General features: G+C 63.4%; 16 protein-coding genes. 6 read left to right on the top strand and 10 right to left on the bottom strand.

Annotated elements, in window-relative coordinates; genetic code table 11:
• The first annotated feature begins 19 nt into the window (after positions 1–19).
• Together E8E75_RS19010 and E8E75_RS19005 are read left to right on the top strand one after the other, a co-directional pair.
• Complete coding sequence (locus tag E8E75_RS19010) at positions 20–1,204, top strand: acyl-CoA dehydrogenase family protein (protein ID WP_280359636.1); 1,185 nt, start codon at positions 20–22, stop codon at positions 1,202–1,204.
• Positions 1,201–2,322 (top strand): sigma-54 dependent transcriptional regulator, encoded by a 1,122-nt coding sequence (locus E8E75_RS19005; protein ID WP_120649878.1) that lies wholly within the window; start codon positions 1,201–1,203, stop codon positions 2,320–2,322. Before E8E75_RS19010 ends, E8E75_RS19005 begins: the two co-directional genes overlap by 4 nt.
• A gap of 4 nt (positions 2,323–2,326) precedes the next feature.
• On the opposite strand, the gene E8E75_RS19000 is transcribed toward E8E75_RS19005, so the two are convergent.
• Both E8E75_RS19000 and E8E75_RS18995 read right to left on the bottom strand, forming a co-directional pair.
• Positions 2,327–2,749 (bottom strand): hypothetical protein, encoded by a 423-nt coding sequence (locus tag E8E75_RS19000; protein ID WP_120649877.1) that lies wholly within the window; start codon positions 2,747–2,749, stop codon positions 2,327–2,329.
• Complete coding sequence (locus tag E8E75_RS18995; RefSeq protein WP_120649876.1) at positions 2,749–3,825, bottom strand: hypothetical protein; 1,077 nt, start codon at positions 3,823–3,825, stop codon at positions 2,749–2,751. The genes E8E75_RS19000 and E8E75_RS18995 overlap by 1 nt, the downstream gene beginning before the upstream one ends.
• A gap of 607 nt (positions 3,826–4,432) precedes the next feature.
• Between E8E75_RS18995 and E8E75_RS18990 the strand changes: the two genes are divergently transcribed.
• Positions 4,433–4,612 carry a hypothetical protein gene (locus E8E75_RS18990; RefSeq protein ID WP_120649875.1) on the top strand — a complete coding sequence of 60 codons (180 nt, stop codon included), beginning with the start codon at positions 4,433–4,435 and terminating at the stop codon, positions 4,610–4,612.
• A gap of 19 nt (positions 4,613–4,631) precedes the next feature.
• On the opposite strand, the gene E8E75_RS18985 is transcribed toward E8E75_RS18990, so the two are convergent.
• Both E8E75_RS18985 and E8E75_RS18980 read right to left on the bottom strand, forming a co-directional pair.
• Complete coding sequence (locus tag E8E75_RS18985; protein ID WP_153917357.1) at positions 4,632–5,102, bottom strand: hypothetical protein; 471 nt, start codon at positions 5,100–5,102, stop codon at positions 4,632–4,634.
• Positions 5,099–5,956 carry a winged helix-turn-helix domain-containing protein gene (locus tag E8E75_RS18980; protein WP_153917355.1) on the bottom strand — a complete coding sequence of 286 codons (858 nt, stop codon included), beginning with the start codon at positions 5,954–5,956 and terminating at the stop codon, positions 5,099–5,101. The genes E8E75_RS18985 and E8E75_RS18980 overlap by 4 nt, the downstream gene beginning before the upstream one ends.
• A 285-nt stretch (positions 5,957–6,241) precedes the next feature.
• Between E8E75_RS18980 and E8E75_RS18975 the strand changes: the two genes are divergently transcribed.
• Both E8E75_RS18975 and E8E75_RS18970 read left to right on the top strand, forming a co-directional pair.
• Complete coding sequence (locus E8E75_RS18975) at positions 6,242–6,919, top strand: DUF3313 domain-containing protein (RefSeq protein WP_153917353.1); 678 nt, start codon at positions 6,242–6,244, stop codon at positions 6,917–6,919.
• A 40-nt stretch (positions 6,920–6,959) separates the two neighbouring features.
• Positions 6,960–7,460, top strand: a complete 501-nt coding sequence (locus E8E75_RS18970; RefSeq protein WP_120649871.1) for an outer membrane beta-barrel protein — start codon at positions 6,960–6,962, stop codon at positions 7,458–7,460.
• Positions 7,461–7,515: 55 nt separating this feature from the next.
• Here E8E75_RS18970 and E8E75_RS18965 read toward each other — a convergent pair whose 3' ends face one another.
• The 5 genes from E8E75_RS18965 to E8E75_RS18945 form a co-directional block, all read right to left on the bottom strand.
• Entirely contained in the window at positions 7,516–9,027 is a 1,512-nt protein-coding gene (locus E8E75_RS18965; protein WP_120649870.1) for a transglycosylase SLT domain-containing protein, read from the bottom strand.
• Between the two features lie 98 nt (positions 9,028–9,125).
• Entirely contained in the window at positions 9,126–10,085 is a 960-nt protein-coding gene (locus E8E75_RS18960; protein ID WP_120649869.1) for a biotin/lipoyl-binding protein, read from the bottom strand.
• Between the two features lies 1 nt (position 10,086).
• Entirely contained in the window at positions 10,087–10,425 is a 339-nt protein-coding gene (locus E8E75_RS18955) for a DUF3302 domain-containing protein (protein ID WP_280359640.1), read from the bottom strand.
• Positions 10,426–10,614: 189 nt separating this feature from the next.
• Positions 10,615–11,271, bottom strand: coding sequence for a DUF3313 domain-containing protein (locus tag E8E75_RS18950; RefSeq protein ID WP_120649868.1), 657 nt, complete (start codon positions 11,269–11,271; stop codon positions 10,615–10,617).
• Positions 11,272–11,618: 347 nt separating this feature from the next.
• Positions 11,619–17,585, bottom strand: a complete 5,967-nt coding sequence (locus E8E75_RS18945) for a peroxidase family protein (RefSeq protein WP_153917349.1) — start codon at positions 17,583–17,585, stop codon at positions 11,619–11,621.
• A 71-nt stretch (positions 17,586–17,656) separates the two neighbouring features.
• On the opposite strand from E8E75_RS18945, the gene E8E75_RS18940 reads away from it, so the two are divergent.
• Positions 17,657–19,186, top strand: a complete 1,530-nt coding sequence (locus E8E75_RS18940; protein ID WP_153917347.1) for an ATP-binding protein — start codon at positions 17,657–17,659, stop codon at positions 19,184–19,186.
• Here E8E75_RS18940 and E8E75_RS18935 read toward each other — a convergent pair.
• On the bottom strand, positions 19,183–19,860 hold the full coding sequence (locus E8E75_RS18935) for a response regulator transcription factor (RefSeq protein ID WP_120649865.1): 678 nt from the start codon (positions 19,858–19,860) through the stop codon (positions 19,183–19,185). The genes E8E75_RS18940 and E8E75_RS18935 overlap by 4 nt on opposite strands.
• Positions 19,861–20,163 lie beyond the last annotated feature (303 nt).

The raw sequence follows: 20,163 nt of genomic DNA, 5'->3' as shown, positions 1-20,163 counted from the left end.
ACCTGAAGAGGTAATCCGCGTGAATGCCCCGCAGCATCTCACCCTCCCCACACCGCTGCAGATCGCCCGCGAGCTGGCGGCCGGCTTCGCCGAAACCGCGGCTGAACGCGACGCCCGTGGCGGCACGCCCAAGGCCGAGCGGGACGCCATCCGCCAAAGCGGCCTGCTGTCACTGATCATTCCCCAGGAACACGGCGGCCTGGGTCACGACTGGCAAACCACCCTGGAAGTGATACGTGAGTTCGCCCGCGTGGACAGTTCCATTGCCCATGTCTTCGGTTTCCAGCACCTGATGCTCGCCACAGTGAGATTGTTCTCCCGCGCCGAGCAATGGCAGCCCTGGTTCCAGCTCACCGCGCGCAACCGCTGGTTCTGGGGCAACGCCCTGAATCCGCTGGATACCCGCACCACGGTGAAGAAGTTCACTGGCTGGCGCGAGTTCTCCGGCAAGAAGAGCTTCTGCTCAGGCGCGCTGGATTCGCAGATGCTGATCGCCTCCGGCCTCGACGAAGAAAGCGGCAAGTTGCTGATCGCCGCGATCCCCACCGCACGCAGCGGCATCAGCCTGGCGGATGACTGGGACAACATGGGCCAGCGCCAGACCGACAGCGGCAGTGCCATCTTCGAGCGAGTGCGGGTCGAAGAAAACGAACTGCTGCTGGACCCGGGCCCCTTGAGCACGCCCTTCGCCTGCCTACGTCCGCTGATCGCGCAACTGATCTTCACCAACATCTACCTGGGCATCGCCGAAGGCTCCTTCGAGGACGCACGCGCCTACACCCTCAAGGAGGCGCGGCCCTGGTTCAAGTCGCCGGCCAGCCACATCGGCGAGGACCCCTACGTACTGGCTCACTACGGCGAGTTCTGGGTCGGACTGGAAGGTGTTCGCGCCCTGGTGCAACGGGCCTGCGCCCTGCTCGATGCCGCGTGGAACCAGGGTCCTGACCTCGGCGAAGCCCAGCGCGGCGAACTGGCACTGGCCATCGCCACAGCCAAGGTGGCCGCCACCCGCACCGGCCTCGACCTGTGCAGCCGCCTGTTCGAAGTCACCGGCGCACGCTCCACCCACGCGGCCCTGCGACTGGACCGTCACTGGCGCAATCTGCGCACCCAGACCCTGCACGACCCGGTGGACTACAAGGTCCGCGAACTGGGTGAGTGGGCCCTCAACCAGACTCTGCCAAAGCCGACCTTCTACTCATGAAAGCACCGCGCCAAGCCTCTTCCAGCCTGCTCACCCTGCCCCCCTCCCCAAGTCTGGCCACGTCGGTCAGGGCCACCGCCCAGGTGTTCGAGGACCCCAGGTCCCAGTCCTTGTTGGCGCATCTCCAGCAGGTGGCGCCAAGCGAGGCCAGCGTGTTGATCATCGGCGAGACCGGCACCGGCAAGGAGCTGGTAGCGCGACACGTGCACAACCTCAGCGGTCGCCGCGACGGCCCCTTTGTGGCGGTCAACTGCGGCGCATTCTCCGAATCCCTGGTGGAAGCCGAGTTGTTCGGCCATGAAAAAGGAGCCTTCACCGGCGCCCTGTCGGCCAAGGCCGGCTGGTTCGAAGCAGCCAATGGCGGCACCTTGTTCCTCGACGAGATCGGCGACCTGCCCATGCCGATCCAGGTCAAGTTGTTGCGCGTGCTTCAGGAGCGCGAAGTGGTGCGCCTGGGCTCACGCAAGAGCATTCCCATTGACGTGCGCGTACTGGCCGCGACCAACGTGCAGCTGGAAAAGGCGATCAACGCCGGGCATTTCCGTGAGGACCTCTACTACCGGCTCAACGTCGTCAGCCTGGAGCTCAGCCCGCTGCGCGAACGCCCCGGCGACATCCTGCCGTTGACCCGCCACTTCATCGACGAGTACAGCCGACGCCTCGGCTATGGCCGCAGCGAGCTCAGTCCGGACGCCGAACGCAAACTGCGCGGCTACTCCTGGCCTGGCAACATCCGCGAGCTGGAAAACGTCATTCACCACACCTTGCTGATCTGCCGCGACGGTGTGATCCAGGCAGCCGACCTGCACCTGTCCAACCTGCGCATCGACCGCCCGGAGGAACCGCGTGGAGCCGAAGGTGGTGCCGAGGCGCAGCTGCAACAGGCCTTCCAGCGCCTATTTGAGGAACCTGCCTGCGACCTCCACCAGAAGGTCGAAGACGCGCTTCTGCGCGCGGCCTATCGCCACTGCCACTACAACCAGGTGCATACCGCCAACCTGCTGGGCCTCAGCCGCAACGTCACCCGCAGCCGGCTGATCGCCATCGGCGAACTGGTGGTGAGTCGGCGTGGCGCGCAGCGCATCGACGGCCAGCGCGAAGTGCAGCTGTCGGTCTGACCGCTCAGATCGGCTGCAACACGCCGACGGGCAGTGACTCCGGGGCATCGCATTCATCCTTGGCGGATGGGGAATCATCTTTGGTGCTGACCCGTTCGCCCTCGGCATCCAGGCCAATCACGCCCAGAACCCGGTAGCAATCGACATCGTCCTCCAGGGGAATGGCGAACAGCCGCACCGTTTCCGGCAGCGCGAAGCGGTGCACCTCCTCGCCAATGGCGACGCCATTGCGGTAGGCCTGCAGATGCAGTTCAGCAGCCACCGCATCACCTTCCTCGTCGCGGCTCAGCACACCGACGAGGCTGTCTTCTTCGTCTATGAACTGCTGCCAATGCCCGCGCAGGTGAACGTCCGCCGCGTGCGCCGGGTCGATTGCCAGCAGCCCGAGCAGGCAGCAGAGCACCAGATGACGGAAGTCGACGCGCATCAGCGGCTGCTCAGTTGACCGTAGCCTTCCGGTGTCGGCAGGCCGAGCCACTCCTGCCAGCGCTGCAGGTCGCCGCGCGCATTCTCGAACAGTGCGCCGGTCTGCATGTTGTCCAGGGACTTCAAGCAGTCCTCCAGCGCTGCATCCTCACTCAGGCAAGGATTGTCGGGTGGCAACTGGGTGCCCGCCAGGTAGGAAACCAGGAAGTAGGTCGCCGCGTTGTCGGAGGGGAAGATGTGTTTACCGCCAGTTCGCAGCCAGCCGCGCAGGGCTTCGGTGAGGTTGTCTGCATAGGCCTTGGCGTCGGGGGTGAAATCGACTTCGGTGCAGTCCTTCAGATACAGGCTGCTGGCGCTGTCGTCGGTGACCTTGCCGAAGACGGTGCAGTAGAGATCCACGTATTTCCCTTCGACCAGCGGCTCGGAGTACTTGCGCGGATCGCTGTGGAGCTCCGCCTGCACATTGAACATTGGATTGGCGCCGGGCAGTTCCAGGACCACGTCATCGGCATAGTCGACCCGCACGCCCAGGACTTCCCCGGTGACGATGAGCTTGCGGCCCTTGAAGAACGGGTCCACCGCCTCCTCGTCACCTTCATAGAACTGTGCCAGGCGCGAGCTGGGCATGCGTTCCACCGGATTGACCATCGCCAGCTCGTTCAGCGCCGACTTCCCACCCTCCAGTGCGACCAGGTAATCCTGCTCCATGATGTGCCGAAAGAAATTCAGGGCCCCCGGATTCACCCCAGGATGGTCAACCGCCTCCTGGCGCGATGCGGCCTCGCCTTCCGTGTGAAAGCGCTGCGGCGCGGGAGCCCCGGCCAGTTCGCGGGTAGTGGTGGCGATGTGCACGCCCAGCAGGAAAAGCGGCACCGAGAGCAATACCACTGCGATGCTGCTGCCCCCTTTCCCGGTAAGGCTTTCGATTGCCCGCCAACAGGCGGGGCACAACCAGATCGCACCGCAGAGCATCAGCAATCCGCCGATGACGGAGTCGCGCATGACCCCGAACGACACGGCAACCAGGACCGAACAGACGATCCAGCAGATCAGCCGGATGACAGGTACGAACTTCATTCAACGCCCCTTCTCGTATCAAGACAGGCCCCGGATGCTCCGGGAAGGCGAGAGCCTCCCTCGGGTCGTCGACCTCGGGACGGGCGGATTCTTGGCGGGGGGATGGGGAAATCAAAATCAGCAATCTTCATTTGCCGTTAGCAGTACGTTGCCTGCGGATGGCAGGAGGCGCGGACGCGAGTGGAAACGGCTGAGCCAAGCCGCTTGCCGAATTCTGCTTATATTTCTGGTTTCGCTGCCCGGCGAGTCTCTTTTGGCAATCGCCCCAAAAGAAACCAAAAGGGCTTGCCCCTGCATCCGGGTTCGGCTTCGCCGAACTCACCTCGCTCCATCGTTGCGCCGGGGGCACGGCGAGAGGGGGGGCGTCCCTCGCCGGCGCGAGTCACCCCTCTACCTATGGGAGAGGGGCCGGGGGTGAGGGCCGCCTCAGGCTGGCACGAGCACATTGAAGGCGAAGGCCCCAGAGAACTCGGCAAGCAGCTTCGCTCAGGACTTCCCGGCAACACCTGACGCAGCATCTGCCCAGCCAATGAACATTTTTGATTCGCATCAGGCCTGTGCCGACTTCGAAAATCGACACCGTGACTACTTCAACGGAGTGCCTGAAATGCTGGTCCTGTGTCGCAACATCGGGGAAACCCTGGTCATCCAGAACACACCGGATACCCTCACTCGCATCAAGGTCGTTCGCACGGAGCGGCCCATGGTCATCCTGAGCGTGGAAACCCACACCCTGGACGGAAAGCTCAAGGAACGGACCGAGCTTCACCTGCCGGAAAGCGCCTGACAGGTGCAGGCGCCGGAACTCAACGGTTCAGACAACGGAAGTTATCGATCTCCCGCGCGTAGTAGCAGATCGCACCATCCGGTGCCGGCAGGAACTCCAGACGCATCGTCGCGCCAGTCGCCAGACCGTACTGACGACCGAACAGCACGTCGGGGATTTCACTCATCCGTTCCATGGGCCTGGCGCGGCTGGTCTGGGCCTTCTGCAAGCGGACATCGATGCTGCGTGGCCCAAAGTGCAGGACGTCCGCCACCAGGGACGCGTAGTTGACCTCCGAGGCGACCCGTTCCATGGCCGCAAAACTCATCTTTTCACCGATGATCAGCCGCTCCTCCAGGCGAATCCGTGCGCCGTCGTTGAGCACGATGTCACTGGTGCCATGGTAGGAAACACCGAGCCTGTAGGCAGGACGGTCGAACACCAGGCCGGCTGCGGCCAGCAAGGCCAGCCCGCCGAGGATGAAGGCGTGTTTGTAGCGGCGCAGCATCATGGCCAACCCCTCATGCAGCGACGGACCATTTCCAGTTGCAGGTTGGCCATCTTGTTGTCCTCGAGAAAGATCAGGTTCTGCGTCGTGCCATCCGCACGCACGCAGGCCAGGTCGTAGAGCCGATTCGAGCGGTTGATCCAGATATGCCCGGCAAGGCCCTCCTCGCGGGTATCCAGCGCCAGCTTGAAAGCCTCGAGAATCCTGGCGTTCTCCTCGGCGCTGTCGCCGATGAAGTGGTAGGTCATGGGCCCCGCCGCCACGTCCTCGATCACCAGCTCCGACGCGACGTCATCGAAGATGCCCAGGCGATAAAGCGCCACCAGGGCGAGCAGGCAGAACATCCCCGCATAGGCAGGCAGCAGCAGCTTTGGCGAGCGGAGCAGCCCTGCCAACCGACGCCGTGGCGCGGCAGGTGTCGCCCCCTCGGCAAGCGAGGTCCGCTGCGCGCCCCCACCCGCCAAATCCTCCACGACGCCCGATACGGGCATCGATGCGGGTTCTGGCGTGGACTCGTCAGCGACCTGCTGTGCGTTGAATCGATAACCGCGGCGCGGGACGGTCTGAAGCAATTCGTGATCAGTGCCGTCTTCGATCAGGTTACGCAGGGTGAATATCGCCTGGTTCAGACTTCCGGCGGCAACCACACGATTGTCCCAGGCATATTCCATTATTTCGTTGCGACTCCGGGTCTCCCCCGGTTTATCCAGCAGAAGTTGCAACAATCGTGTTTCCGAATAGGAGAGTGTCACCGCGCGCGGCTCACCTAGATTCGAACTTATATGCAACTGATTGTTTGCGGCATCGAACAATACTGCGCCGCCACTTTTCAGGAAGAACTTGAACTGGTTTTTCATGAATCTTTTCTGAGTTTATAAATTTCATTAACCACAGGAGATGATGCGGATTGTCTCGCACATCGCCTTCCTGCTGCGCACCTCACGGCACAAATAACGATTTTTGATTCTTGTTCTGGCCGCCCGTAGCCCAGAGTAGAAGGGCGCCGGAAAGGGCGCGAAAGCAAAGCTTCGTGCGCTCTCCCCTTCAGGCGAACCACCCGAAGGCAAGGCGGATCGCCTTCCTGCCTGCAAATACGCAGCGCATCCGGCGGGCCGGTCGGCGCGCCTCCAACAGGAATCCCCATGCATATCAAAGAACTTTCCATCCTCACGCTTTCGATGGTCCTGTGCGGCTGTTCGATGGCTCCCGCCATCGACACGACCGATATATCTACACAACCTGCCAATGCGCCTCTACGCGTCATTGAAAGAGACGAAGGCACCATTGCCTGGAAGAAATATCCAGCACCCCTTTCAAGTAACCACGACAAGTCGGTATTCATCGACTTGCCCAAATCATTCGCCACTAACGGACAGGCATTGACTGAGTCCGACGCGGATATCAGCAAACTGCTCCGCCACTTCCGTGGCCAGCTGGAACGGCAACTGTCCTCAGCCGGCTATCGCCTGGTGGACCGGCCCACTCCAGGGGCCCTGTCGCTGCGCGTATCGATCTCCGATCTGAAGCGCAAACCCCGTGATCCAAACGTCACGGAGTACATCCCGATCGGCATGCTCATCGGCCTCTCGCTGCACGTCACCGGCGTGCGCGATGAAACCCTCTACGTGTTCTTCGAAAGCGAGGTCAGCGACGGCAGGAGCGGCGAAACCCTCGCTCGCGCTGTCGACCGGGCCAAAGGCCGGAACATCGGACAGTCCGACAAGCCCGTGGTCGAGGACATCTACCCCGCCCTCGACGCTTCCGCACTGCAGATTCGCGAACGCCTGGACCGAGAGTTCCAGCACAAGGGACCGGCCTGATCCCGCCCACTCCAATCCAACCAACCACACAGGACAAACGATGAAATTCGGCAAACAACTCGCAGCCGCCCTCCTGGCATTCAACTCCCTCAGCGCCATCGCGGATGACCGCGGCCTGTACCTGGGCGGCGGCGTGACCCGGGTGGAAATTGACGAACACACCCTCGGCGACGAAGACAACAGCTACAAGGCCTACGTCGGCTACCGCCTTAACCCCTACCTGGCGGTGGAAGGCGCCTGGGTCGACCTCGGCAGCTTCTCTGGCGAGCGTGGCGACTTCGATGGCCACTCCCTGCAAGCCGCCGCCCACTTCGGCGTGCCCGTAGGCGACCGTCTGCGCCTGTTCGCCAGCGCTGGCGTGCATGCCTGGGATGCCGACGAAGACACCGCTGGTGACAGCAGCGACCTGGACCTGACCTACGGCGTGGGCGTCGAGCTGGACGTGTTCCGCAACATCGGCGTGCGCCTGGAGCAGGAAGTCCTGAAGGTCGGCGACATCGAGCTGGACCAGACCAGCGCCAGCGCCTACCTGCTGTTCTGATTCCCCTCGCGGCTTCTGCCTCGGCAGCGAGCCGCTTTTTCCCAGGGGCTGCATCTCAGCCCCGTTTTTCCAGCCTGCCCAGCACGCTTTCCGATTGCATTTCCTCCCGCTCCTGGGCGAAGCGGTAGGCGACGTAGTACTTGTACACGTTGCTCACGTAATCGAGGGTCTCACGCCCCAACTCCCTGGCCGCCATTTTCTCCACATGGCCGTACCAACGATCCGGGTCGAGGCCGTTCTCCCGCGCCATGCGCCTGATCTTCTGCAGATTGCCAGGCCCCGCGTTGTACGCCGCCAGCAGCAGAAATATGCGGTTGTCCGAGGTCAGCGCCGGATCGTCGAGGTAGGTGTCGGCGAGAAATCGCAGGTATTTGCTGGCGGCTTCGACGTTCTTCTCCGCACTGCTGCCCACGCCTGAAACCCGAACGTTGGGGTCCGCCGCGGTGCTCGGCAGGACCTGCATCACCCCCACCGCCCCCCGGTTGCTGCGCGCACGCTGGTCAAACCTCGATTCGTGGAACGCCTGGGCCATCAGCATCAGCGGGTCCAGGCCATGGCGTTCGGCGGACTCGATGAAGGCCTGATTGAGGCGGCGAAAGCGGCGCAGCTCGTCGGCCGAAGCCGGCTCATCGAGGAAATGTCCGGCCGCCAGCCGGTCTCCATCCAGGGCCCGCACCAGACGGCTGTCGTGTTGCTGATCGTTGAAGAATGCCGCCAGTACGCCACGCAACTCGGGGTTGCCATTGCGCACGGCCCAGGCGTAGTGACCTCCCCAGGAAAATTCGAGGGGCTGGATCGCAATGCTGTCCAGGGTCGGCTTCCAGGCCCTTGCCACCCGCCGATCCACCACTGCAGCGGAAAGCGCACCGGCGTTCACCCGTTCCAGCAAAACCTCCGCCTCGATGCCTTCGGCCAGGGGCAACAGGCGGATCGGCGCCAGGCCACGCTCGCTGAGGCTCCGGCTCAGTTCCACCAGCCCCCAGAAGTCGTTGCTCAGCGCGGGTACCGCGACCTCCTTGCCGGCCAGGTCATCGAGGCTCGCAATGGTCTCGCCGGCCGGCCCGATCACCAGTACCGGCTCGGTACGGAACTCGCCGGACGCCATGACCACCTGCCCATCGAAACCTGCACGCTCGCCTTCCACCAGGCCACCTGCGGCAATGTCGCCGACACCGCGAATCAGGCTGGGCAGCAACTGGTCACGGCTTACCGGGATGAAGATCACGTGCCAGCGCGCACTCCCCTTCCGGCTCGGGTACCGCTGGTTGAGCCAACGCTCGAATGCCAGCCCGGTTTCGTGGCTCACGCCCTTCTGGCGACCCTGGTCGATGTGGAAGAAGGTGCGGCTGTAAGGGACCAGGATGCGGATGGTGCGGCGCTCACGGATGCACTCGAAGTCATCGGTTCGATTGGGCGGCGGAGCGGGCGCGAGCATGGTTGTCGCGATCGGCACGACTTCCTGCTGCATGGCTTCGGCCAGAGGCAGTACGCCCAGCAGCAGGCCGGCAGGCAGGGCGATCGCGCCCGGGAGCGAGCGCAGCAAGTTGCGCCCTGTTCGATTTGCCATGGGAGTTCCTGTGTTCGAATTCGGATCCGCCCCCGGCGCGCCCGTCGCTCCGCCCCCCGACAAGGGGCCCTGGGGCGGAAGGCAGCTGCAACGCTCAATCAATGGAAGGGGAAGATGTAATTCATCCAGGCCGCCATGCGCAGGAGGATCTTGCGCATCACCGCCACATGGTGGAAATGCTCGCTGTAGAGTGCCGCCTGGCCATAGGAACCGCCCGGCATCTGCGCCGCATACTTCGCGTAGTCCGGGTCGGTGATTTCGATGATCACCGGCACCCGGCCCGCGGGCGGCGCGCCAGTGAAGCTGAGCAAGGTACCCGACGGCTGCACCTGGCCTTCGCCAATCACCCCGATCACCTGCTTCACCTTGCCCTTGAACACCCGACCGGGAATCCCGTCGAAGGCCATTTCCGCCTCGTCGCCAGGAGTCAGGCGCAACTGGCTGTTCTGTCGCATCCAGGCGGCGAAGTAATGTCCCTCGTCCGGGATGAAGACCATGGACGGGCGCAGCGGCAACTTGGTCGCCATCATCCCCGGACGCAGCGAGACATGGGTGACGAAGCCTTTGCTGGGGGCACGAACCACAGTGTGGTCAAGGTCGAACTGGGCGATGTTCAGCTGCGCCTGCAGGTCGTCCACCCGCGCCGTGGTCAGATCCACGTCGCGGCGATTGCCGACGTTACGAGCAGCCAGTTCACGGGCACGGGTCTGGTCGGCGCGGGCCGACACCAATTGCGCCTTGATGGACTTCACCCGGTTCTCGAACGGCGTCGGGTCGATGCGGAACAACACATCGCCTTTCTCAAGCGGCTGGTTGGTCCTGACCGGGACCTCCACCACCTGCCCATTCACAGTTGGAATCACCGGGGTCGACACGAAATAGCTGCGCGCCACTTCCGAGTATGGGTGGTTGTAGTTCATCAGGAAGATCAGCGTACCGATCAGCACCACGCCGCCCAGCGCGGCGGTGGGCACGCTCCATTTGTTCAGCGGGATCTTGAAGACCTTGAAGATGGCGACGCAGATGGCCGTGTAGGTAAGGATCAGCAACAGGTCCATGTCACGCCTCCTCTGCCAGAGGCCTGGAACGGGGCGCAGCCCGGTCTTCCAGATATTCGAGGCGCAGGCGCATATCGGCCAGTTGCTGCTCCAGTCCCGCATGGGTCGTACTGAAGCCCCAGCCCCGATCCGGGCGATACAACATCGCCCAGATCCAGAGGAACGGCCACAGCGCGTGAAGGGTGAACAGGCTCACCCAGCCGGCAGCATGGATGGCGTCCTGATGCGGATGGTTACGGCGCTTGGAGATTTCGTAGGGAATGTCGTGCAACACGATGATCCCGTAGAACAGCACGATCACGACGAAGAACAGTACGCCTAAGGCGAAGTAATCGAGAATTCCGTCATTGAGCATTGCATCACCTGGTTGGCAGTAGGAGTTCCGCGCCCGGTCAGACTGCGTCCAATGCCGGGGCGGATTCGGATAGGTGGCCAGGCCGCTCCGCAGTGCGAAGAGCTGGCATGGATGAAGGCGAACCGGCTGCTCGCCGGTTCGGGCCTTACGATGGATTGACCCGGAGGAATCCGGTCATGGCCTGAAGTTGCGCGCGTCCCGCGCCCAGTCATCGAGCACGGGCTTGAGGTCGTCCAGCACCAACGGTGTCTTGCGGTTCTCCAGGCTCAATCCCTGGCCCTTGCGCACCGCCCTGACGACGGGCTTGCCGCTGGTTGCGTCCACCGCCTCCAGCTCGGCATAGATGGCCACTTCCTGATCGCGGATACCCGCAGCCGTGGTGGTGGCGGCTGCCAGCAGGGCGATAGGGATGACCTCGTAGGCCTTCAGGTGCTCGGTGGAGATCGCCACCGCGGAGATGGACGGGCGCAGCACCAGGGTGTCTGCCTCCGGCGTGCCGACCAGACGTGCCCTGCCTATCAGCTCGCGCTGCAGCGCCAGTCGCATGTAGGTGGCGATCTGGTCCATGGTCTGCTGGCTCATCTGGTCGCTGGGGGCCGGGGCTGGATGGAAAACCGGCTTCTCCACCAGAAGCGTGCCATAGCGCTTGGGGTCGAAGTCCGGCGCGGTCCAGCGCAATACAGGCTCACCGCTGGCGGACATGGTTTCTTCGAGCTTCGAGTAATCCCCCAGGAAACCCGAGTACTCCTCAGGTTGGGTGATCTTGCTGGAACAGCCGCTGCCGAGCAGGACAAGCCCTGCCAGCGCAAGGGTGCAAAGCGGTTTCGCCATGAATGACTCCAGGAGTTTATCGGGGCGGGCGCAACCGGCTCTCCACCCCTTGGGACCGGGTCGCAAAGCCTAGGGACAGCTTCCTGTCAGCTCTTCGCATTTCACGACAAAAATTTCGCATTTCATGACAACGTGACCCAGTTCCTTGCAACAAAAGATGTCGATCCGTATGGCGCATCGCCAGTCGAGGAGGCCTCTCGGACGCGGATGAGGTAGCCACTTGGCCGTTTGGGTTCGCCTGCGAAAAACAACCCGGTACGGGCGGCACCGGGTTGCATGAGGAGATGGAATGGAGTTGAAACTTTGCCTGCGCCCTGTCCTCCGGCGGGACGCAGGGTGGTTGGCGTTCAGACCACGCCGATGAAGTCACCCGCTGCCAGGGCGACATGCCCAACGAGGTCGATCTGGAAGTCGGCGGCGTTGTTGTTGTTCACGTTGCCCTCCACATAGGTGTGCTCGACACCACCGACGTTGACGTAGTGGAACCTCAGCTGAGCCTGTCCGTTGAACTCGTTGCCGGCACCATTCCATTCGCCAAGAAAGCTGAAGTCCTGGTTCCCCGCATTGCCAGGCCCTGTAGTCCTCGCATCGATCTGGCCAAGATCGATGCGATCGACCCCGAGCTGGAAGTCGTTGATCACATCCCGAGTACCGCCGCTGGTACCCGATTCGTTGAGCGCGGCGAAGGCGAAGATGTCGGCATCCGCGCCACCGGTGAGCAGGTCGCGCCCTGCACCGCCGGTGAGGACATCGGCGCCGGCCGCGGCATTGAGACTGTCGTCGCCACTGCCGCCGGCCAGCTGGTTGGCCAGTGAGTCACCGGTCAGGGTATCGGCCCCCGTCCCGCCCACAACGCTCTCGATGCCGCTCAACAGGTCGTTACCGATCTGACTGCTGCCGGCCACTCCAGTGGTCAGGTTGACCACGGCTGCCGCTCCGGTGGCGGAAAGGTCGTAGGTATCCAGTCCGTCGTCACCGGCGTAGATGTCATTGCCGTCGAACAGGCCCGCCACGAAGCGATCGTCACCCACACCGCCACTGGCACTGTCGTTGCCCTGCCCTCCGGTCAGGGTGTCGTTTCCGGACGCGCCGGACAGGCTGTCGTTGCCACCGAGTCCTTCGAGGCGGTTGTCCGCAGCGTTACCCATGATCTGGTTGGCGCCACTACTGCCCAGGACATTCTCGATGGACACCAGCACATCATTGCCGGTCTGGGCGCTGCTGGCGGTACCGGCAGCCAGGTCGACGCTGGCGTTGGCAGCAGTACCGGACAGGTCGTAGGTGTCTACGCCTTCGCCGCCGTCATAGTGGTCATTGCCGTCGCCCACCGTAGCCACGAGGGTGTCGCTTCCACCGCCGCCTTCCACGCTATCGTTGCCGGCCTGGCCGACGAGCCGGTTGTTGCCGGCGTTACCCACCAGCCAGTTGTCCAGTCCATTGCCGACGCCGTTTATGTTGGCGGTGCCCGTCAACGTCAGGTTCTCGACATTGGCAGCAAGGTTGAAGCTCACCGAAGACCGTACGGTATCGATCCCACCGTTCAGGGCTTCGGTCACGCCGTCCCCCGTGGTGTTGACGACGTAGGTGTCGTTACCCGCCCCACCGCTCATGCTGTCATTGCCGGTCCCGCCGTCCAGCAGGTCGCTGCCGTCGCCACCACTGAGCACATCGTTGCCGGCGTTGCCGAGGATAACGTCCTGGAAGGCGGTCCCCACCAGAGCCGCACGGTCGAGGAAGCCGCCCAGGCCGTTGTCATTGAAGGTGGTGCCCTCGATGAACCGCCCGACCGTTTCAGTGGGATCGGAGTAGACCGTCTCCACTACGCCATGGTTGTCCGTGAAGCTGACTGCCACCCGCAACTGCTGGCCCACCTGCGCAGCCACCGGCGCGTAGGTCGAAGCAGTAGCGCCATTGATCGCGGCCCAGACGGCCCCCGAAAGTACCTGCCACTGGAAGCTGAACGCACCAGCACCGGAGGGAATGCCATCGGCGTCCTGGATGGCAACGGTGCTGGCGGTCAGGCGGTACTGCGTCGGCAATGGCCGGCTAGGGGTGGTCGGGGCAGTGGCATAGCCGGTCACCAGCGGCTTGCCTGTTGCGAGCTGATTGTTGACGTCGAGCGTGACCGTGCGATCCGCGAAGCGGACTTTCTCGACGCCGACCAGGAGGTCGGTTGCGTCCAGGTTGGCGGCACCGACACGCTTGTCCGTGATCCTGAAGCCCCGAATCTCATTGCTTCCCGGATTGGTATCGCTGATCAGGGTAATGCTGTAGTCGGCAAAGTTACCGCTGTAGACCGCCTCATCGGCGGCGCCATCCGCTGTTCCGCCGGCGTGGTTGTCGCCGAGCACGAAGCCTGACCGCGCGGCCTGCAGTCCAGTGAAGTGCTGGGCGAATCCCTGCGAGGCGAGCAGATGGTTGAGGTCGGCCAGACCAATGGAGTCGCCCACCAGCACATCGTTGCCGGCATTGCCCTGCACCACGTCGTCGCCGCTACCGCCTACCAGCCAGTTCTCGTTGCCGTCACCGATCAGGCCCGCCGTCGGGTTGGCGGGGCTGGCTGGATTGGCCCGTGCATCACTGAAGCGCGAGCCGACCAGGCCTTCGATGTTTGCCAGCAGGGCGTTGAACGGCTGGAACATCACGTTGGTACCGGGTGCCGCGATGATGTTCTGCTGGTTGAGGTCGGCGGCGGCATCCAGCTGGATGTTCACATCGCTGAACGCCGCGATATCGAAGCCGACATCGCCGAGTGCTTCGTCCCCGTCACCTTGCCCCGGTGCACCGCCGATCCCCGGCAGGAGAATGTCGTCGCCCTCCTCACCGAACAGCTGGTCACCGGTCGAGCCGCCAGAAATGATGTCATCCCCGGCCTCGGCAAAAAGGATGTCGGGCCCGTCTCCGCCGTAGATTTCGTCGCTGCCATCACCGCCGTGGACCAGGTCGGTGTCGCCACCGGCATCGATGTAGTCATTGCCCGCGCCGCCGTAGAGCTCGTCGATCCCGGCCTCGCCGTAGAGATGGTCATTGCCGTTGCCACCTATGACGATGTCGATGGCACCCGCACTGGTGCCGGCGTAGACGATGTCATCGCCGTCACCGCCGTCCAGGAAGTCCTCGATGTCGCCGCCATAGATCACGTCGTTGCCGTTGCCGCCGTAGAGGTGGTCGGCGCCGGCCTTGCCGTCGAGGATGTCGTTGCCATCCTCGCCATAGCCGGTGTCATCGCCATCGCCCAGGTCCAGCCAGTCGGCGTAGTCGGTTCCGGCTACCACCTCGTGCGAGTTGTAGCCTACCGCTGCGGTGCCATCCGGGTTCTCGCCCTGGTCAGGACGGTAGTCACGGATGAATGAACTGGAAACATGGGTTTCCGGGTTGATCAGGTTGATCAACAAGCCGTTGCCGCCGATACCGCCTGCGCCGCCCGTGGAGTACACGCCCATCTGGTTGGCATCCACCAACCGGCCGTACTTGTGCTCGCTCTTGTAGGCGGTGGCAGTCGCCCCGGAGTCCTGGTAACTGAGCTCGATGTAGCTGTCCATGTAACCGAACACGTCGCCCGCCAGGTGCCGGGCATCGGTGGTGCGCTCGATGATGTCCTTGAACTGCTCGGTGACCACTTGCTCATTGAGGTTGGTCATGCCTGGCAGGCCGAGGTCCAGGCGGAACAGGTAATAGAAGCGGTCGCCATCCATCAGACGCTCCATCTGGTCTTCGAAGATGGCGTTGAAGGTGGTACCGAGCTGGCCGGTGTAGACATGCTTCTCGGCCAGTCCGCCGATCCACAGGTCGATGTGGTTGAAGCCATCCGAACCTGCGACGAAGTTGCCGTTCTGGTCTGCGGCGTTGGACAGGAAGCGCGCCGCGTCTTCGGCGGTCACCACGCCACCGGCCCAGGTCACGTCCAGCCCGGTCTGGTCAGCATCGATGATGGCCTGGGCATGGGCCACGTCGCCGTCGAAGGAGTACGCGCCGATGAAGTTCACCAGAGACTCGGGGTGGATCATGTTGTTGGCGAAATCGCTCCAGCTCGTATAAGGCGTCAGCGCATCCACGATCAGGTTGGTGTGGTGCTGGGAGCCGGCCGGCGTCTGTCGCTCGGCAATCAGCGCGTCATGGATCTGCTGACGCGCCCCGTTGAGGGTTGGTAGCCCCAGGTCGCGGCCACGTGCCAGGTTGATCGTGGCCAGGTCCAGCGGCTGTCCCAGCAGGCCCTGTTGCAGTGCCGGCGTGACCAGCTCGTCGATCTCGTTGCTGACCTGTCGCGTCATGCCGAGGGCAATGGCGGTCGGACCGATATCGGCGAAGCCGCCGGGATTGAGGAAGGCTTTCTCCAGCGCATAGCGGGTAATGGCGCCGGTCAAGTCATAGGCACCGCTGGCATCGCGCTCCAGTGCGTCGATGGTTTCTCGCAACTGCGAGTGACCGAAACGGAAGGCGGCCTGGCCGTACTCCAGGGAGATATTGGCGTTGATGCCGGAGTCGTAGGTGACGAACTCCGGCAGGTCCGGCGTGATCAGGCGGGCGTACTGGTCGATGGCAACGTGCTGGTACTCCATCTCCACAGCCAGCTTGGCGGCGGTGAACAGCTTGTCCTGGTCCCAGGAGAGCGTCACGCCGTCGGCGAGGGTGTAGTTGCCGGCGGCGTCGCTGTAGAAGCCGCCAACGCCATTGGCGATACCCACCTGCCAGTTGTGCCGCACACCCACGTCGGCCTGGAGGATTTCCTGCTGCAGGTTGATCAGTTGGACGTTGTGGTCCTCATGGAACACGTGGTGAATCGCAGTCAGCCCGTAGTTCTCGTTGGCGCGGCCATCGCCGGCGATGTAGTGGTCACCTACCGACTCCAGCAACAGTTCGTTGGCGACCGCGTAATCGGCCGTGTCCGGATCGGCAAAGATGGAAAAATCGGCAGGATTGACCAGGCCGAACAGGGACTTGCTCGGGCCGTTGTCGTAGTTGAACAAGATCCCGTAGGGGTTCGTCGGGTCGAAGGTCACGCTCACCAGGTGGCTGTCCAGGGCCATGAGACGAGCCACATCAATGTGCGCGTCATCGAAGTGCGGGTTCATGTCCAGAAGCAGGGCTTCGCGGGTAAGGACTACCTGGACACCAGGGGTGGACGAGTCGGCGTCCAGCACATGGCCTGCATCATCACGTACGCGGAAGTTGGCCAGGTCGTCCCAGGTCAGGTCGTCACGTCCGGTGGCGACGATGTGGGCGCGCAGCTCGTTGAGGGTCGGCAAGGTCTGATGGGTGAGTACGCCATTGAGCGTCCAGGCAGCCTCGTCGCTCAGGGTGGTGCCATCGAACAGGCGTGCCCCTGCACGGAACTGGCCAGGATTGGCCGGGTCGGCAACCCATTCGCGCAGCAACTGGGTGACAGAAGCATCCGAACCGTAGGTCTGGTTCTGATCGATGTAGGGCGAATCCAGGTTGCGGTATTGCGGATTGCCGGCGGCGTCGACGCTGCCCACGCTGGCCCGGTGGATGGTGAGCGAATGCACTGGCTGGCCGTCCGGGCCAATTGAGCCGTAGAGCGGGTCGTCGGGCGCTAGGGGAATGGTGATGGTGGCGGTCTTGCTCGGCTTGTCGATGAAGTCCAGGCCATGGTCGAAGAACTGGCCGAACAGAGTGAACCAGCCCGTGGTCGAGGGGTCGCCAGAGACGGTGTTGAGGTTGCGGATGAAGTATTGGCCGCTGCTGGGTGACGTGGGGTCGGCTTCACCCAGTTGCCCGAGCAGACCCGGATCGCTGACCACCGCGACGCCGTTGGCGTCATGCAGGATGTGGCCTTGGGCGTCGCGGGCGAAAACCACCCCGCCGCTGACGATGGTCTGGCTGATCATCCTCGGCGTGTAGTCCACCAGCGACGCGGTCGGATCGGCGTAGGACGTTGGTGCGCCAAGCTGGGCGTCGGGGTGACTGGACAGGTAGTCCTGCCAGGCCGCATTGCCGGCGTTCTGCTGCACGTACTGGCTGTAGTCGGGCAGTGTCAGGCGGATGAAGTCTTGCCCGAAGCTGCCCCAGGCATGGCCATCGTGAGTGAGGTTATTGAAGTAACCGGACACGTTGCGCAGGCCGATGGGGTCGCGCGCGCCGTTGTACCAGACGCTCTCCCCGGCTGGGATGGCCAGTGGATCGAAACTGCCGTCTGTACCCAGCACGTGCACCGTGCCATCGGAGCCGGTGTAGCCGAACAGGGGTTCACCCACGACGGTGTAACCCACCACGCGCAGCGTGGGGAAGCTGACCTGCTGCTGCAAGTAGCTAATATCCTTCAGGTTGAGCGTGAAGCTTTTCAGGCTGTACATGGCTTTCTCCCGCTACCCATTCGGGCAGGCATTTCCAAGGGCCTGGGAGAAAGCATCGAGGAGTCCGGCGAATGCCCGCAGATGCGAAGGTCGAACCAAATCAGCGGACCTTGGGTCAAGACGACGACCCGACTTTAGTCCAATCGGAACCTGGACCAACGTCCAGTGAGCAGCCCTCCTGGGGGAGGCGCCTGCGCCAACGAATCCGCCAGTTCAAGCGCTCCACCCAGTTCGTCATTGCCGCCGCCCTGATCCTCGGCCTGACCATGAGCCTGGTGGGCAATCTGGTGAGCCAGCGCATCGAACGGGCCGCGGTGCAGTCGGCGGCGCAGGCCGGTGCGCTGTACATGGAAAACTTCCTCGAACCCTTCGTGCAGGAATTGGCGCGGACCCAGGACATCCCCCCGGAAAGCGCGGCGGCCATCGACCGGTTGATTATCAACAGCAGCCTCAATCGCCATGTGGCCTCGGTGAAGATCTGGCGCCCTGACGGCACCGTGATCTACAGCACCGACAAGTCGGTGGTGCACCGCAAATTTCCTACCGATGAGATCGACGAGGCGCTCAAGGGCGCCATCGTCACCAACCTGGAAGACCTAGGCCAGGAGGAGAACGCCTTCGAACGCGGTCTCAAGGTCCCTCTCTACGAGATCTACGCACCGCTACGGGAAACCGGCTCGGGCAAGGTGGTGGCGGTTGGCGAATTCTATGAGCGGGCCGATCAGCTGGAGCAGGAAATCCACACCGTGCGCCTGCAGGTTTGGGCGGTCGTAGGATCGGCCACGCTGGCGATGCTGGGGCTGCTCTTCTTCGTGGTGCGCCGTGGCGAACGCATCATCGAACATCAGCAACTGGCGTTGAAACAGCGAATGGCCGAACAGGTAAGCCTGCATGCCCACAACGCCGATTTACAGCGCCGCATCACGACCGCCAACCAGGAGTTCTCGCGCATCAGCGAGTTGACCCTGCGGCGCCTGGGTGCCGACCTGCACGATGGTCCGGCACAGTTGCTGACACTCATCCTGGTGCGCCTGGACGAACTCGCCCAGTTGCGCGAGCGCCTGCAACAGCAGGACGAATCCCTCGACAGCGATGCCCTGGAAACCCTGCGCAGCGCAGGCCAGGACGCCCTCCGGGAGATTCGCGACATTTCCCGCGGACTGGCGGTACCGGAGATCAACGAACTGAGTCTGGAACAAGTCCTGCGCCTGGTGGTGCAGCGCCACGAACAGCGTACCGATACCCAGGTGGAGCTGGACATCCAGCCGCTACCGGCCAACGCCACGATGTCGCTGAAGATCTGCCTCTACCGCTTTACACAGGAAGCCCTGAACAATGCCGTGATGCACGCCGGCGGCCAGGGCCAGAAGCTCTCGGCCCGGATGCGCGACGGGCAGTTGGAAGTGCAGGTGGCGGACACCGGCAACGGTTTCATCCCTGGCGACCAGGCCAGCAATGGCCAAGGCCGGCGCAGACTCGGGCTCGCCGGCATGCGTTATCGCGTGGAAGCGTTGGGGGGGCAATTCGACATCCAGTCCAAACCGGGCGAAGGCACCCTTGTCAGCGCTCGCTTCCGGATGGAGGAGGACGTGATCCGCTAACGTGCCTTGCCCTGGACATCGAGCGATTGCACGTTGTCTTCATCCCATTGGCGCCGCAGGGCTGTGACGGCCTCCACGCGATTGCGTGCGTGGAGCTTCTGCATCACGTTGGTCATGTAGTACTTCACGGTTTTCTCGCTCAGGTTGAGCCTGTCGGCCACTTCGCGATTGGTCAGGCCGTTGGCCACTTCGCGGATGATCTGTTCCTCGCGGTGGGTCAGCTCGATCCGGTGTCGCTCAACATCCTGTCGCCGCCGCATTCTTCCCAGCAGGCGGCTGGCGAATGCTGGCGTGATGAAACTGCCACCGCCGGCGACGGTGCGGATCGCCTGCACCAGCTCTGGCCCACTGACCCCCTTGAGCACGTAGCCCTGGGCACCGGCCTCCAGTGCGGCGTAGGCATCGTCCTCGCTTTCCGAAACGGTCAGCATCAGCACCCGCACCCCATTCGCTTCGGCAGTGATCCGGCGCACGGCAGCGAAGCAGTCGCCCGGCATGTTCACATCCATCAGCAGAACGTCAGGCTGGAGGCGCAGGGCAATGTCCAGAGCATCTTCCGAGCAGCCTCCCTGCTCCACGACCTGGAAGTCTCCGATGCGTTTGAGTGCGGAGGCCACGCCTTGCCTGAGCAGGGGATGGTCGTCGACGATGCCGATCCTGATCCTGGCTTCCACGATAAGGTTCTCCCCGACGTACACAGGCCGCACAAGACCGGCGGCAGCAAGCCGGCAACGGGCGGGTTCGGGGCAGCCCCGATTGCGGGGCGAACGTCCCCCGACACTCCTGAGTAGTAGCAGCGCTCCGGGACCGATGTTGCTGCGGACTGAAAAGCCCCCGCCGAAAGCACTGTTTTCCCGGTCAAACGGTAGCCCGCGCGACCGTCGGCCACCCCATCGAAGCACGCTGCGGCGCAGCTCGCCGGCACCGAGGCAGCAGGCCTCAGCAGAAAGGCGTTATCGCCTCTGGCGATAAACCTA

It is taken from the genome of Pseudomonas sp. BN606 (genome assembly GCF_029873115.1).
GTDB lineage: Bacteria > Pseudomonadota > Gammaproteobacteria > Pseudomonadales > Pseudomonadaceae > Metapseudomonas.
The sequence above is the reverse complement of the archived record's forward strand: the minus strand, read 5'-3'. Positions and strand labels throughout refer to the sequence as shown.

Excerpts from the sequence above, each read along its gene's own strand:
- E8E75_RS19005 (WP_120649878.1), top strand. The coding sequence starts at position 1,201 with ATGAAAGCACCGCGCCAAGCCTCTTCCAGCCTGCTCACCCTGCCCCCC.
- E8E75_RS18965 (WP_120649870.1), bottom strand. The coding sequence starts at position 9,027 with ATGGCAAATCGAACAGGGCGCAACTTGCTGCGCTCGCTCCCGGGCGCG.
- E8E75_RS18940 (WP_153917347.1), top strand. The coding sequence starts at position 17,657 with ATGCCCGCAGATGCGAAGGTCGAACCAAATCAGCGGACCTTGGGTCAA.
- E8E75_RS18960 (WP_120649869.1), bottom strand. The coding sequence starts at position 10,085 with ATGGACCTGTTGCTGATCCTTACCTACACGGCCATCTGCGTCGCCATC.
- E8E75_RS18945 (WP_153917349.1), bottom strand. The coding sequence starts at position 17,585 with ATGTACAGCCTGAAAAGCTTCACGCTCAACCTGAAGGATATTAGCTAC.
- E8E75_RS18995 (WP_120649876.1), bottom strand. The coding sequence starts at position 3,825 with ATGAAGTTCGTACCTGTCATCCGGCTGATCTGCTGGATCGTCTGTTCG.
- E8E75_RS18970 (WP_120649871.1), top strand. The coding sequence starts at position 6,960 with ATGAAATTCGGCAAACAACTCGCAGCCGCCCTCCTGGCATTCAACTCC.
- E8E75_RS18950 (WP_120649868.1), bottom strand. The coding sequence starts at position 11,271 with ATGGCGAAACCGCTTTGCACCCTTGCGCTGGCAGGGCTTGTCCTGCTC.
- E8E75_RS19000 (WP_120649877.1), bottom strand. The coding sequence starts at position 2,749 with ATGCGCGTCGACTTCCGTCATCTGGTGCTCTGCTGCCTGCTCGGGCTG.
- E8E75_RS18985 (WP_153917357.1), bottom strand. The coding sequence starts at position 5,102 with ATGATGCTGCGCCGCTACAAACACGCCTTCATCCTCGGCGGGCTGGCC.
- E8E75_RS18975 (WP_153917353.1), top strand. The coding sequence starts at position 6,242 with ATGCATATCAAAGAACTTTCCATCCTCACGCTTTCGATGGTCCTGTGC.
- E8E75_RS18990 (WP_120649875.1), top strand. The coding sequence starts at position 4,433 with ATGCTGGTCCTGTGTCGCAACATCGGGGAAACCCTGGTCATCCAGAAC.
- E8E75_RS18980 (WP_153917355.1), bottom strand. The coding sequence starts at position 5,956 with ATGAAAAACCAGTTCAAGTTCTTCCTGAAAAGTGGCGGCGCAGTATTG.